Consider the following 12184-nt stretch of genomic DNA (forward strand, 5'->3'; position numbering starts at 1 on the left):
TATCTATTTTGAGCCATTTCGGATCGAACCCTATGACCCAAACGTCGAAGTAAACGGTAAAGCGATTCCAACTGTCCAAGGTTCTTATTGCTGGTCCAGTTTGTTCAGTGCTCAATGTGCGGACATGATCTATGTGGATGCTTTACACATGACTGAAAAAAGTAAACCCGTCATCGTCTCACCCTCTGACAAAATTCATCTCTCGTTTGATCGTAAACCCGATTCGCTCGAAGTCATACGCTGGGATTCGAAAACGAAAAGTGAACAGGTTTCATTAAAAAACGACATTCTTAGCGCACCGTCTGCTCAAGGTACGTATACCTATGAGGTCGTTGCCGGATGGAACGAACATGGTGACGGTCTATCCGCCTTTTTGATTCAGGTCCGATAAAACCAACCTCACTCAAACAGGAGATGAATAATAATGCGTAAAGGTTTTCGACTCTGGCTACCCTTGCTCTCACTTGCTGTCTGTCTGTTCAATGCCTTCGGCTACGATGATAAAAACATCTTGTTGTTTCTGACGAGCCCTGTTTTCTGGCTTCTCGAATCACGATCCTTTCTTGGAACGTGGCTAGATTCCTTCCATGTCCCACTGTTCCTGATCTACATCCTGACCTTGATCAGTTGGTTCTTGATTGGCTTACTGATTGATGTCATTCTTTCTGTTTTGTTTAGACGATCGTCTAGACGCATCCATGATTAACTGAGGAGGAAAATACATATGGGACCAACCAATGACATGTGGGTGTGGGTACTTTCCTACGCATTCTTTTTCATCACGCTTATCAGTGCAATCTTCGTCGCGATCAAGCATTCAGCCTTGAGAAAAGCGTCGATCCGAGCGGTGGTAGCGATGCTTTTCCTGTATGCACTATTCATTTGGAACTCTTTGTACCGTCTTGACATTACAGAATTCAAACATTTTTACGAAGGATTGACGACAATGCGACCGTGGGCATGGATGTGTATCTTCTTATTCGCCTACACATTAAAGTGGTGGTATCTCGTATTTCTTCACACCCGTCGTCCGAGTCCTTCTTCACATGAGGTACAGCAATGAACTACATTTCCGAAAATCTTCGAAGGAGCTATCCGATATGAAATTACATCGATTCGCATCCGTCTTTTTCCTCTCGACCATCGTTTGTACGACAGCGGGTTGTACCATGATGGAAGAACAAGCGACACCGCGTGTAGCACAAAAAAATATCGCGTCACCTGAACAAGTAAACACTTCCTTGAAGAAAGCAACGACCGACTCCAATAACCAACAAGCAATCGAATTAGAAAAGCAAACGAAGCGCGTCACGTTAGGTCAAACGAAAACGTACGACCTTTCTTCATTACTGAGCAAACACCGTGTCTCGATCGATCCACAGTATTTCTACCAAAACCAGATCTTCTACTTTGACCTACAAGAAAACAAGAGTGTCATCTATACATACGATACGAAACGACAGCATAACAAAATTGTTCATGCGACGAAGAATGCAATCCCGATGATGACGGGTACAGGTGCGTTTTTACTATGGGTCGAAACGGAACAGCCGACAAAGACAGGTGTGAAATGGTCGATTCGTCAACTAAGAATTACAACGAATCAGGTGACAACGCTGGATACTGGCGAAAGTCGCTTCGATACATCTCCTCCGAGAATCGATGTCACGTCAACTCGGGTTTCCTGGATCACGCAAGAAGCGACTGCACAAAAAACGGTTTCCACGTTAAAGTCGTATTCGTTAAAAACCGGAAAGATCACACCACTCCAGTCCTTCATCTTAAAAACAGGAAAGGTACAAGACGGTCTATTCACATACGAGCACCGCGATAGCGATGACGGCGTGACCTTATACACGTCTCACTTTAACAACGGAAAGAACGTCCGTGTGCTTGAAACGCTGGATGGTGCCTACAAAAAAGAGATGTCCGGGTTAATTGATTTCAGTCGTAGTGGCACCTATTTCGCTCTCGGCACAGAAGGCGACGCCATATTCCAACCCATCGGATTGGACGAAAAGACGCTGAACTATTCTGCTTCCAGTGCCCAAACGTTGATTAACGGTATTCAATTCCTTTCGAACACACAAATCGTCTTCCGAGAAGGCATCAATCAGTTGATGTATGCGGACTTAAAAGCGAAGACCGTCGCTCCTCTGACGGACTTTGAAGAGTTGGTATCGGTTCCTCTACTGCAAGATGGGAAACTCACTTACTCCATCACGAACCGGAAAAAATCTACCTTGCATGTCGTAAAGCTCCTCCCGTCTAATTAAACGATCATGATCTTAATCTAACGAAAGAAAGTCGTTTTCCGGTACTCTGTACGGAAGACGACTTTTTTTCTTAAATGTTCTTTTGTACTCTTAAGAAGAACGGAGGCTCACAAGTTCTTACATAACGCTGCTATATCAACTATTGAGACAATAGAGTGAAACTGACTTCTAAGTCAAACGCATACCTATACATCTATGAGGAGAGAGAATATGAACATCCGACAATTATCCGTCCATGAAAATCCACCGATGGAACTGTTGCTAGCAGCGGACCCGTCTCAAAAGTTAGTCGAAAGCTATGTAAAAAGAGGTCATTGTTTCGTCGCTGAAAGCAATGATCAATGGATTGGTGTATATGTACTTCTCCCGACAAGGCCCCAAACGATTGAAATCGTAAATATTGCAGTAGATGAGTCACATCAAAAACAAGGTATCGGAAAAGGTCTTTTACGACATGCGATTCGTACAGCGAAAACACTGGGGTATACGACCGTTGAAATCGGGACGGGCAATTCAAGCATTGGACAGCTAGCACTTTACCAAAAATGTGGATTCAGAATCGTTGGAGTCGATTTAAACTTCTTCTTGAGACACTATGAAGAGGTGATCATCGAAAACGGGATCCGGTGCACGGATATGATTCGGTTATCGCAAGATATATAAGAATTTCAGCATTCTTTTCGAAAAGTAGATTCCGCTATCTCACAGTGAAACTCGAACGATTATGAATGAGACATCATGAGGCTATTAACGTTATATAGGATTGCAAAAAATGGATTTATCCTCCATAATATGAACATACGTTCTTATTATAAGGAGGTCCATCATGCAGCACCTTCAAAAAGAAATCACTCATCCGGTGTCGTTATCTACTATGAATCCGCTTATTTGCCTCTCCATCGATTCATCCGTTATTCTTCACAATGATTCTTCCATTTCGGCGACTTATAAAATGGAAGTCATGTTATTCATTGCTTTACGGGAGAGACTATCCTTAAAACTGCTTCTTCCCCATCACTCCGGTGACGCTGCAGAACTTGTCTACATTGAAGAAGTCGACTTCGAGAGTCAACAGTTGACGCTCTTTCATATGAACGATTCGTCATTGTCTTATCATCGCTACGTCGAAAACGACGACTTCCTCTCCCAACAGCCTCAACTATTACTCAGCTTGGTGTAATGTGTCATCCGTCATAAAGAAAAATGATTCAACATTCGTTGTTTCACTCCATTCTGCATCTGGTGTCAAAAATCGCGACGCTTTAAAAGTCTGTAATCAATGAATACCGTTTTTTTGACCAATCCGAAATTAAAGCAGAAGCCTTCCCGATACAATCGAGAAGGCTTCTTTACATGACATCATGTATGGTAGACGTTGTCAGTTTTTTTACGTTTTCTTAGTAATTTCCAAACTTACTTTCGAGCACTGAATGCTCAAAAACAGTTACGTCCAACCCACTAAATCAACTTAATTCTTCTGCAATTAAAACGACGTTACCGAATTTTTGTCCGGAGTCAACATATCGATGGGCTTCGACGATTTCATCAAGTGAACAGATATGGTCGTGACGGCTCTAAATCGTCCCGCTTCAAACAGTTTATTCAAATAGTGTATATCTTCTTTCTGTTCTCTCGCCACACCTTACCCCGCGACGGATGCAAAGACTCGTTTTGTTTGACGTGCCGTTTCGCTTTCGTCTTATTAATCTTTCCAGACGCATCGAAGACGGCATCGTACTTCAGCAACAATCCATCGTAGCCGTCCTTTGTATAATCGATGACGTGATCGGCACCGAGCGCTTTGACCCGCTCCGCATTTTGTCCATTACAGACAGCCGTCACCTGAAGCCCTTTTGCTTTTGCGATTCGAACAGCAGCCGTTCCGGCAGCGCACGATGCAACGTAAATCAAGATTGGAGTGGACGACAGATGCATACACTTTGATGAGTACTACAGTTGATTTCGGATCCAAACGAGGTATCACTCTAATATGCACAACATCCAGTGGTTCGTAGCAGGTACAGATGGCTAGCTTTATCGTAATTCCTCCTCTGATCGAGATGATGGTATTTTATCAATCATACGTAGTTTATGCCTGAATTCCTTTCATTTCAAAGCAAGAAAGATTTTTCTGATTTACATCAATCGGTGTCGCAACTGGTAAAATTTATATAATAATATGATTTCATCTAACCCTATTAACTGACGAAAGTAGGTGCCTGGTTCATGCCGACGCGTCATTGGCTTTTCGCTTTTATTCTATTCCTTTGTATGCCGCTTGGTTCCTGTACACACGAGAACGATGCACGTGTCGTCGAAGAGATTACAGGAGACACGTTATTCGTCGCTCCGAGTGAACAAAAACCGGACGAACAGTATGCTTTGACAAAGATTCGCGTCACAACGGATACGATCGTGTATGGCAAAACAGATAACACGGCTGACATTCAGACGGGTGACACGATTCAAGTGACGTTTGCAAAGGACTCGACTGTCGCGATTGAAATCCGTCGAGCAGACAACTGAATCAGAAGGGATTGTCCACAATGCTCCAAATACTTCGCCATCTACGCAATATTTTCATGCTTGCCACTGCGATTTTTGGTTCATCCTATTTTTTTCAAAAGAATATCGGAAATGATCTCAATGGTTTCTTGTACATCGGAATACTAGGTGCGATGGGTCTTTGCATTACCACAGGACTACTCTGGTATCTCAAACGAAAAGAATCGCACGGTTTTTAATAAGCTCATCAAAGGAGACACAATTATGATGATACGTCCGAAAAAGTCACACCGTGTTCAGTTGAAAGTACTCTTCGCGCTTCTGTTCACACTTTCGATGATTGGTGCTGTTTTCGCACCTCATTCTGTCGACGCAGCGACAAAGGAGTATGCGTCTTACAAGAAGCTAAAACTCGGCATGACCGCGACAAACGTTGCAAAATCGCTCTACGGAAAATCGTATAGGAAATACATAAAGAAAGAACACGGCGTCACAACACTCAAACAAAAAGCTGCATTACGAGAAATTGAAGATGACTATGCTTTGTACGCTTTTGCCTTTTATCCCTATGAAGTAACAGACGATCATTGGTTTAAGCAAAGAATGCATCTGATTTTCAAGACGAAACAAAACGGTCACACCTTATACCTTGCAGAGAAGGAATACATCCCTAAAACACCGTCAAAGAAACGACTCTTACCTGGAAAGAAGATCAAGCCCGGCATGACGCTAGCTGACGTCGATCGTGTTCTTTCAGGTATAGGACTTGGTGTCATGACGCTTCATCATACAGAAGATTACTCTACGATTGGAGAAGTCTATGCTGAAGGCACAGTCGTGTACCGAGAAAAACAGGGGACGCTTCTCTACTCGTATCGAAATCCAACGGGTGATGCATTAATGATCGTTGCATTTAAATATGATTTCGATCAAAAGAGGTATATCGCTCAAAAATAACGCCGGACACCAAATTTATCTTCGCTAGAATCTTTTCCATGTAAATGCACAAATATTACAGAGCGTCATTTCTGCGCTGTTCTTTTCTAATCATTCTTAAGCAGGATAACAGGATCATCTGGCCGTCTGTTGTCACCGGGAAAAAGTTAAATACATTTGATAAACATAAAATTTTAACTAAGACCCATCCACCGCCATCTCCTTCTATCCAAATACCGAACGAAAATAAAATCGCAGGTGCAGAAGCAGCAATGATTAAATTTTGCCAGTCATTCTGATTATTCTCATAGCGGACTATTGGCGTTAAAAATCGATCGAGTTTCACTGTCGGTCGCCGTCGAAACACCCATGCGAACAATAAATGGATCATTTCGTGTATCGCTACGACAATGAAAATCAGAAGAATATAGCTGATAAGATGCAGAACTGTCTCAGCTGTCATGACGCGCTAACGTTCGCCGCTTCTGTAAGAAGACACCAAACAATGTGAATAAAACGATAAATACCAAATAGAGAACAAGCGCTTGAAGTGTCAACGCGAAGTGTGTATTCAATTCTTCTTTTGTCATTACCGTTGTAATTTTTAATCCTGTCATCGTCGTCACGACACTCGTTTCATTGATTTGAAACAATTCATAAATATAATCGACTAAAAAAATAATTGCCCACAAAACAGTACCAACACCAATTAATTTCGTGATTTTCATTTTGCCACCTCGTATTCCTTCTTTAAGATAAGATATAAAACACCAAGTAAGATCGCTAACGTCGGATACAATGCCCCATCGATACTGACGAGGACAGACAGTAAGACAATTAAAATGATCGTCAACACGGATGCAATCGTCTCATTGATATTACTTTGAGATTTCGGAAATAAAAATCCTGCAATTGTAGCCGCGAAAAAGATATTGATTCCATACATATATGGATTCAAACTGTTTGTCTCAATGATACCGACATATAGTGCAGGTGCCATCAAGATGATGGCGACAGCAAGGAGTGACATGAGTTCCATCAAGGGATGGATCCGGTACAGTCCGTACAACTTTCTAACTGCTAATGTTGCGTCTGCATATGTAATCGTCACTACTCCAAGTATCGGCAATAAGAACAACCAGAGTTGAAAAGTTCCCCCCCACCCGACTTGGTACCATGCTCCGATTGACATCACACCAAGTAATGCCCAAAAGTACAGAAAGTTTTTACTTCGGATGATTGCAGGCATAGTAGTCGCTAAACCAATATTGAAAGCAGGCAATCCTAACTTGAAGTAATTCTGCCGGACATACAAATGGTTTCGAGCAAAGAAAACTGCATGAAGAGTATAGGCAATCGTGCCAACGACAAGACTCGTCATCAACATAACTAGCGTGATCGTTAAAATCGAATACGGTAACGTACTAACCCATACATCAACCTGAAATCGTGTTTTTAATAAATGAAGTGTCACGAGACCCACTAATACTAGATCAAGAATGAAACTGAAAATAGTACGCTTCATACCTGATAAACGATGCAATACTGCTGCATGGAGACAATCCAATAACCAAAAGCTACTGATGAATACAGTATGAAGTGTTATTAAAACAAGCAGTGCCGTTCCCAAGCGCATAGGAATTAGTTTCAGTGCTGGTGCAACGATGATCATCAGTAATTCGAAAAAGACTAGGGCAACAGAGAGTTTAAATAATCGCTGGCTGATATTGACTTCTCTTTCTGAGAATGGAAGTGTCTTCGCAAAAAATAAAGAGTTCCGATTCAATGAGACGGTTCCATTAATTAAAACGAACATAAAGGTACCTAAAATAAAGACGACATTAAAATAACTGCTGAGCGTCATCTTCCCTGCCAGCAAGCGTGTTGTCTCATCTGCTTCCACTGCATTATTCGATAGGGTGGAGAGCTGAACCATGTTTAGATAAAAGTATCCAAGATAGAGACCCATTAGAAGAATACCTAACCCGTACCGATTCATACGAGTTTTAAAAAAAGGACGATTGAAAAGTCCATGAAACGTATCATTATAGAAGAATTTCAGTAGACATAAAATGTTTGCTGACGATGTCGAGCTTTTCACGTAAGACCTCCTCTTGTTTAATAACATCCGTCAATTCCTCTGGAGTTCCTTCAAAATTGACAAGTGAACCTTGTCTCATAAGTCGTATATCTTCGGAAAAACGATCAATCGTATTTCGTTCATGAGAGACGATAATCACTTTTTTCGTCGTGCTGACTGCTGCAAACAGTTCCTGAACGAGCAAAGACGTATCAAAATCAAGTCCGCCGAAAATTTCATCAGCAATTATATAGTCAGTATTGGCAGCAATGGCTGCGACAATTTGAATTTTTTTCTTCATACCAAAGGAATACGACTCAATGGTTTTATTTTGACCGTCCGCCAAATCGAGTAAGTCCATTAAAAGAGGAGCTTTACCCTCTTCACTTGTCTCATATCGACTTAAAACGAACTGTACATATTCCTTACCAGTCATGTAGCCTGGTAAATAAAAGTCAGAAGGAAGATAGAAAAATTTAGATTTGTATGCCTGACTACCAGGTGGAATACCATCAATTCGAATGCCGCCACCGTCAGCTTCTAGCAAATTCGTCAACATATTCAATAGTGTCGTCTTTCCACTGCCATTTGTTCCAACTATGACAGAGACACCCGTTGAAGAAAATGATGCTGATAACGCATCGATAACGCGATTCTTTTTAAATGATTTTGTCAAATCATCGATTTCAATCATGTTTCTACCTCCTGAAAGAAGCGGGAGCTCTACGAGCCCCCGCCAGTTAAGTACGTTACGAGGCTTTACAGCCAATTCCCATTTGCCAGAACTTTGGCCAGTTTAATTTCACGTTTCCATTAAAGCTGTAACCTCGACTTGTGCAATAGAACGCATATGCAAATACTCCTACTAAAATGACAAGAGCGAAAACCATCCAGAACCATTTGTTTTCGATCATGTTGAAGAACTTTTCTTCCAAAGATAATTGATACGACACGAACATAGCAGACATCCGAACTCCTCCTTTCTCTGTCAAGATAGAAAGTCATTCACTCTGATGAAACATGGCATTAGTTCTTGAAAGAGAAAATTAAAACTTTCTTCCACTTGATCGTAACAAATATTCCAAAATCAGGAACCCGCCCTATAGACTCAAATCAATCATGTTGTATTCATGACTTTCTTATCAAGGGATTTCTCAATACTAGTACTTTATTGACTTGTTTTATTGATATCTGATAAAAACCGCCCAAAAAATTTAAGGATTTTTCACAGTTGATGGAGTAAATATAATAAAAGATTTTTCTAATGATCACTTACTGTACAACTTATTTATTTCCAGACAATTTGAGCGCAAAAAAAGGATCGACCATAATGTCGAACCTTTTTTCTGGCGATTAAGACGAAACAACCTCTCCGCCTGTCAAATTGATATGTCCTTCACCCCATGCACACATCGCGTCAAGAATCGGCTTCAGCGACCAGCCGTACTCGGATAACGAGTAGACGACTTTTGGTGGGACTTGTTCAAAGACCGTCCGGATGATGACACCGTCTTCTTCTAACTCCCGTAATTGTTGCGTCAGCATCTTTTGCGTGATCGTCGGCATCAGCTTACGAAGCTCATTCGTCCGGCGCTCGCCTTTGATTAAATGACACATGATGACGACCTTCCACTTTCCACCGATGACTTCTAGTGTTGCTTCGACCGGGATATTGTATGGCATGTGCGATCCATCCTTTCGAGATTCCGTTGAGAACATAGGCACTTTTTAGTGCCTATCGTACTTGAAAGTGCGTACTTCCCAAGCGGATTGGCTGGCTATATGATAGCAATTGTCAACGGAAAGTACAATCTCCTTTTATACCTTGCATCCAAAAGAACGAGTAGGGTACTTTTTAGTGCCTATCGCACTTTAAAGTACGTACTTCCCGAAAGGAACAACCCCCGTTATGCTGGGGTCATGTCAAGCGGATCATGTTTAGTCGGGCCCACCGGACACGATCCCTACTGAAATCATTTTAGGAGGAATCCCCATGAATCAATTAAATCAACAGGTACAGGAGGAACAGGCTCCAAGAAACGGCGGACTTGCCCTACTTGCCTTAGCAATCAGCGCCTTTGGGATCGGTACGACGGAATTCGTTCCTGTCGGACTGCTCGCAGCGATTGCTCGTGACTTAAATATCGGTATCACACTCGCTGGTCTCATCATCTCTGGTTACGCAATTGGCGTTGCCGTCGGAGCACCTATTTTGACGGCACTGACGAACCGGATGAACCGGAAAACGTTACTGATGGCATTGATGGTCGTCTTCATCGCCGGTAACCTGATCTCCGCCATCTCACCGACATTTGAATTGTTGATCGTCGCCCGTTTCATCACGGCGTTCTCGCACGGTGTCTTCTTCTCGATTGGTGCGACGATTGCTGTCCAGCTCGTACCGGAGCATAAAAAAGCAAGTGCCATCGCCTTGATGTTTACCGGTCTGACGGTCGCGACCGTCACGGGTGTCCCGCTTGGTACATTCATTGGTCAATCGTTCGGCTGGCGCGCGACGTTCTTCGCGGTTGCTGCACTCGGAATCATTGCGATCATCGCAAGCTTCTTCTTGATTCCAAAAGACTTGAAACAATCACCACCTGCTAAGTTCTCCGACATGTTCAAACTGTTGACGAACGGACGATTGATGCTCGGCTTCTTGATCACTGCCTTCGGTTACGGTGGGACGTTCGTCGCGTTTACTTATTTAACGCCGATCATGCAGGACGTCACGAAAATTAATCCAAGCTTAATCAGTATCATTCTGCTCGTCTACGGAATCGCCGTCGCAATCGGGAATACGGTTGGCGGAAAACTCGCGAATGGTAACCCGATTAAAGCATTGTTTTATATGTTCATCATCCATGCCATTGTCATGATTGCCCTCTCATTCATGATTCCGTTCAAGGTCGCTGGCATCATCGGTATTATCTTAATGGGACTTCTTGCCTTCATGAACGTCCCCGGACTCCAACTCTATATCGTCCAGTTGGCTGAAAAATACGTCCCAGCAGCAGTCGATGTCGCCTCTGCCTTAAATATTGCAGCTTTCAATATCGGCATCGCACTTGGGGCAACGATCGGTGGTCTCGTCACCGATACGATCGGACTTGTCCACACGCCATGGGTCGGCGCTATCATGGTCATTCTTGCCGTCATCTTGACTGGTGTCTCACGTCGTCTCGAACAGCAGTAAAAGAAGATTTTCATGTTTAACGATCGCATGAGTGTACGATAAGATCTGCTACAATCATCGATACGCTCGCTCTGTATGTTGAACTGCATTCTCTACCACTCACGTAATCCGCCAAAGGCACTGTTCGCATGAGCAGTGCCTTTGGCGGATTTTGTTCACAATTTCAAAAAAGAGCACACTTACCCCTTTACTTTCGAGTTCTTATGAACTTATAATAAATTCAAGAAAACAAATTACTTTAAAGGAGGAAGCGCTGTTGACACTACTCATTGCTTTTCTAGCCATCGTTTTCATCATGCTCGCCCTTGACCTTGGAGTCTTTCATCGCAAGGCACATGAAGTTTCGCTTCGGGAGGCGTGGACGTGGACGTTCGTTTGGATCGCGATCGCTGTCGCCTTCGGAGGCTGGCTCTATATTGATCAAGGTAGCGCCGCTGCTGTCGAATATACGAGCGTGTACTTCATTGAGAAGGCTCTCGCGATCGATAACGTCTTCGTCTTCTCACTCGTCTTCGCGTACTTCGCAATTCCATTGAAGTACCAGCACAAAGTCTTGTTCTGGGGTATTCTCGGTGCAATCTTCTTCCGCGTCATCTTCATCGTCGCTGGTGTCTCGCTACTTGAGAACTTCGCTTGGGTGTACTACATCTTCGGAGCGTTCCTCGTCTACACAGGTTGGATGATGTACAAGAACATCGGTCAAGAGACGTCGCTCGAAGACAACAGAACGATTCGTTGGTTAGAGAAACGTTTACCAATCACACAAGACATCTCGTCTGGTAAGTTCGCAAAACGAATTGATGGGAAGTTGTTCTTCACGCCTCTCTTGATCACCCTACTCTTCATCGAAGTATCAGATATCGTTTTCGCCGTCGACTCAGTCGCTGCAAGCTTCGCGTACTCACGTGATCCGTTCATCATCTTCTATGCGAACATCATGGCAATCCTTGGACTTCGTAGTCTCTACTTCGTCCTCGCGAACTTGATTGATCGTTTCTACTACTTGAAACACGGTTTAAGCTTCATGCTCGTCTTCATCGGAGCGAAGATGATTTTCAGTGACGTCTACAAAATGCCAATCTGGATGTCGCTCGGTACGATAGTCCTCGTCATCCTGATCAGCGTCTTCTACAGCTTCTACAAAACGAAGCCGGGAAAATAATCTATCGTACAGCAACAGGGAGTGGATCC

The 12184-nt window shown here is 43.0% G+C and carries 17 protein-coding genes; 10 read left to right on the forward strand and 7 right to left on the reverse strand.

Annotated elements, in window-relative coordinates; genetic code table 11:
- Positions 1-148: 148 nt before the first annotated feature.
- From B2U10_RS09615 to B2U10_RS09640, 6 genes are all read left to right on the forward strand, one after another.
- The gene (locus B2U10_RS09615) at positions 149-391 is read left to right on the forward strand and encodes a hypothetical protein (RefSeq protein ID WP_290787128.1); all 243 of its coding nucleotides are present in this window, start codon (positions 149-151) and stop codon (positions 389-391) included.
- A gap of 33 nt (positions 392-424) precedes the next feature.
- Positions 425-706, forward strand: a complete 282-nt coding sequence (locus B2U10_RS09620) for a hypothetical protein (protein ID WP_035397676.1) — start codon at positions 425-427, stop codon at positions 704-706.
- Between the two features lie 18 nt (positions 707-724).
- Positions 725-1063 (forward strand): hypothetical protein, encoded by a 339-nt coding sequence (locus B2U10_RS09625; RefSeq protein ID WP_290787131.1) that lies wholly within the window; start codon positions 725-727, stop codon positions 1061-1063.
- A 37-nt stretch (positions 1064-1100) separates the two neighbouring features.
- Positions 1101-2276, forward strand: coding sequence for a hypothetical protein (locus B2U10_RS09630; protein ID WP_290787134.1), 1176 nt, complete (start codon positions 1101-1103; stop codon positions 2274-2276).
- A gap of 210 nt (positions 2277-2486) precedes the next feature.
- Positions 2487-2939 carry a GNAT family N-acetyltransferase gene (locus B2U10_RS09635; protein ID WP_290787137.1) on the forward strand — a complete coding sequence of 151 codons (453 nt, stop codon included), beginning with the start codon at positions 2487-2489 and terminating at the stop codon, positions 2937-2939.
- A gap of 163 nt (positions 2940-3102) precedes the next feature.
- Positions 3103-3456 carry a hypothetical protein gene (locus B2U10_RS09640; RefSeq protein WP_290773731.1) on the forward strand — a complete coding sequence of 118 codons (354 nt, stop codon included), beginning with the start codon at positions 3103-3105 and terminating at the stop codon, positions 3454-3456.
- 422 nt (positions 3457-3878) lie between these two features.
- On the opposite strand, the gene B2U10_RS09645 is transcribed toward B2U10_RS09640, so the two are convergent.
- On the reverse strand, positions 3879-4211 hold the full coding sequence (locus B2U10_RS09645) for a zinc-binding dehydrogenase (protein WP_290787140.1): 333 nt from the start codon (positions 4209-4211) through the stop codon (positions 3879-3881).
- Between the two features lie 291 nt (positions 4212-4502).
- Between B2U10_RS09645 and B2U10_RS09650 the strand changes: the two genes are divergently transcribed.
- Together B2U10_RS09650 and B2U10_RS09655 are read left to right on the forward strand one after the other, a co-directional pair.
- On the forward strand, positions 4503-4802 hold the full coding sequence (locus B2U10_RS09650) for a hypothetical protein (RefSeq protein WP_290749976.1): 300 nt from the start codon (positions 4503-4505) through the stop codon (positions 4800-4802).
- Positions 4803-5045: 243 nt separating this feature from the next.
- On the forward strand, positions 5046-5738 hold the full coding sequence (locus B2U10_RS09655; RefSeq protein WP_290787145.1) for a hypothetical protein: 693 nt from the start codon (positions 5046-5048) through the stop codon (positions 5736-5738).
- 55 nt (positions 5739-5793) lie between these two features.
- On the opposite strand, the gene B2U10_RS09660 is transcribed toward B2U10_RS09655, so the two are convergent.
- The 6 genes from B2U10_RS09660 to B2U10_RS09685 form a co-directional block, all read right to left on the reverse strand.
- Entirely contained in the window at positions 5794-6180 is a 387-nt protein-coding gene (locus B2U10_RS09660; RefSeq protein WP_290773723.1) for a DUF3267 domain-containing protein, read from the reverse strand.
- Positions 6170-6445 carry a hypothetical protein gene (locus B2U10_RS09665; RefSeq protein ID WP_035408250.1) on the reverse strand — a complete coding sequence of 92 codons (276 nt, stop codon included), beginning with the start codon at positions 6443-6445 and terminating at the stop codon, positions 6170-6172. The genes B2U10_RS09660 and B2U10_RS09665 overlap by 11 nt, the downstream gene beginning before the upstream one ends.
- Positions 6442-7686, reverse strand: a complete 1245-nt coding sequence (locus tag B2U10_RS09670; protein WP_290787148.1) for a hypothetical protein — start codon at positions 7684-7686, stop codon at positions 6442-6444. The genes B2U10_RS09665 and B2U10_RS09670 overlap by 4 nt, the downstream gene beginning before the upstream one ends.
- A 76-nt stretch (positions 7687-7762) precedes the next feature.
- Positions 7763-8491 carry an ATP-binding cassette domain-containing protein gene (locus B2U10_RS09675; RefSeq protein WP_290787151.1) on the reverse strand — a complete coding sequence of 243 codons (729 nt, stop codon included), beginning with the start codon at positions 8489-8491 and terminating at the stop codon, positions 7763-7765.
- Positions 8492-8546: 55 nt separating this feature from the next.
- Positions 8547-8765 carry a hypothetical protein gene (locus B2U10_RS09680; protein ID WP_035408256.1) on the reverse strand — a complete coding sequence of 73 codons (219 nt, stop codon included), beginning with the start codon at positions 8763-8765 and terminating at the stop codon, positions 8547-8549.
- A 385-nt stretch (positions 8766-9150) separates the two neighbouring features.
- Positions 9151-9480: a winged helix-turn-helix transcriptional regulator gene (locus B2U10_RS09685; protein WP_056061015.1), complete on the reverse strand. Its 330-nt coding sequence runs from the start codon at positions 9478-9480 to the stop codon at positions 9151-9153.
- A 310-nt stretch (positions 9481-9790) separates the two neighbouring features.
- Here B2U10_RS09685 and B2U10_RS09690 point away from each other — a divergent pair, with 310 nt between their 5' ends.
- Positions 9791-10993, forward strand: coding sequence for an MFS transporter (locus B2U10_RS09690; protein ID WP_290787155.1), 1203 nt, complete (start codon positions 9791-9793; stop codon positions 10991-10993).
- Positions 10994-11249: 256 nt separating this feature from the next.
- Positions 11250-12155: a TerC family protein gene (locus B2U10_RS09695; protein WP_056061010.1), complete on the forward strand. Its 906-nt coding sequence runs from the start codon at positions 11250-11252 to the stop codon at positions 12153-12155.
- Positions 12156-12184: the final 29 nt, after the last annotated feature.

The sequence above is a fragment of the Exiguobacterium sp. UBA7533 genome (genome assembly GCF_002479335.1).
In the GTDB taxonomy this organism is placed as follows: domain Bacteria; phylum Bacillota; class Bacilli; order Exiguobacteriales; family Exiguobacteriaceae; genus Exiguobacterium_A.

Bases quoted from the DNA above. Each gene is read 5' to 3' on its own strand.
- B2U10_RS09680 (WP_035408256.1), bottom strand. From the start codon at position 8,765: ATGTCTGCTATGTTCGTGTCGTATCAATTATCTTTGGAAGAAAAGTTC.
- B2U10_RS09620 (WP_035397676.1), top strand. From the start codon at position 425: ATGCGTAAAGGTTTTCGACTCTGGCTACCCTTGCTCTCACTTGCTGTC.
- B2U10_RS09675 (WP_290787151.1), bottom strand. From the start codon at position 8,491: ATGATTGAAATCGATGATTTGACAAAATCATTTAAAAAGAATCGCGTT.
- B2U10_RS09625 (WP_290787131.1), top strand. From the start codon at position 725: ATGGGACCAACCAATGACATGTGGGTGTGGGTACTTTCCTACGCATTC.
- B2U10_RS09685 (WP_056061015.1), bottom strand. From the start codon at position 9,480: ATGCCATACAATATCCCGGTCGAAGCAACACTAGAAGTCATCGGTGGA.
- B2U10_RS09690 (WP_290787155.1), top strand. From the start codon at position 9,791: ATGAATCAATTAAATCAACAGGTACAGGAGGAACAGGCTCCAAGAAAC.
- B2U10_RS09630 (WP_290787134.1), top strand. From the start codon at position 1,101: ATGAAATTACATCGATTCGCATCCGTCTTTTTCCTCTCGACCATCGTT.
- B2U10_RS09635 (WP_290787137.1), top strand. From the start codon at position 2,487: ATGAACATCCGACAATTATCCGTCCATGAAAATCCACCGATGGAACTG.
- B2U10_RS09670 (WP_290787148.1), bottom strand. From the start codon at position 7,686: ATGGGTCTCTATCTTGGATACTTTTATCTAAACATGGTTCAGCTCTCC.
- B2U10_RS09660 (WP_290773723.1), bottom strand. From the start codon at position 6,180: ATGACAGCTGAGACAGTTCTGCATCTTATCAGCTATATTCTTCTGATT.
- B2U10_RS09615 (WP_290787128.1), top strand. From the start codon at position 149: ATGACTGAAAAAAGTAAACCCGTCATCGTCTCACCCTCTGACAAAATT.
- B2U10_RS09640 (WP_290773731.1), top strand. From the start codon at position 3,103: ATGCAGCACCTTCAAAAAGAAATCACTCATCCGGTGTCGTTATCTACT.
- B2U10_RS09650 (WP_290749976.1), top strand. From the start codon at position 4,503: ATGCCGACGCGTCATTGGCTTTTCGCTTTTATTCTATTCCTTTGTATG.
- B2U10_RS09655 (WP_290787145.1), top strand. From the start codon at position 5,046: ATGATGATACGTCCGAAAAAGTCACACCGTGTTCAGTTGAAAGTACTC.
- B2U10_RS09665 (WP_035408250.1), bottom strand. From the start codon at position 6,445: ATGAAAATCACGAAATTAATTGGTGTTGGTACTGTTTTGTGGGCAATT.
- B2U10_RS09645 (WP_290787140.1), bottom strand. From the start codon at position 4,211: ATGCATCTGTCGTCCACTCCAATCTTGATTTACGTTGCATCGTGCGCT.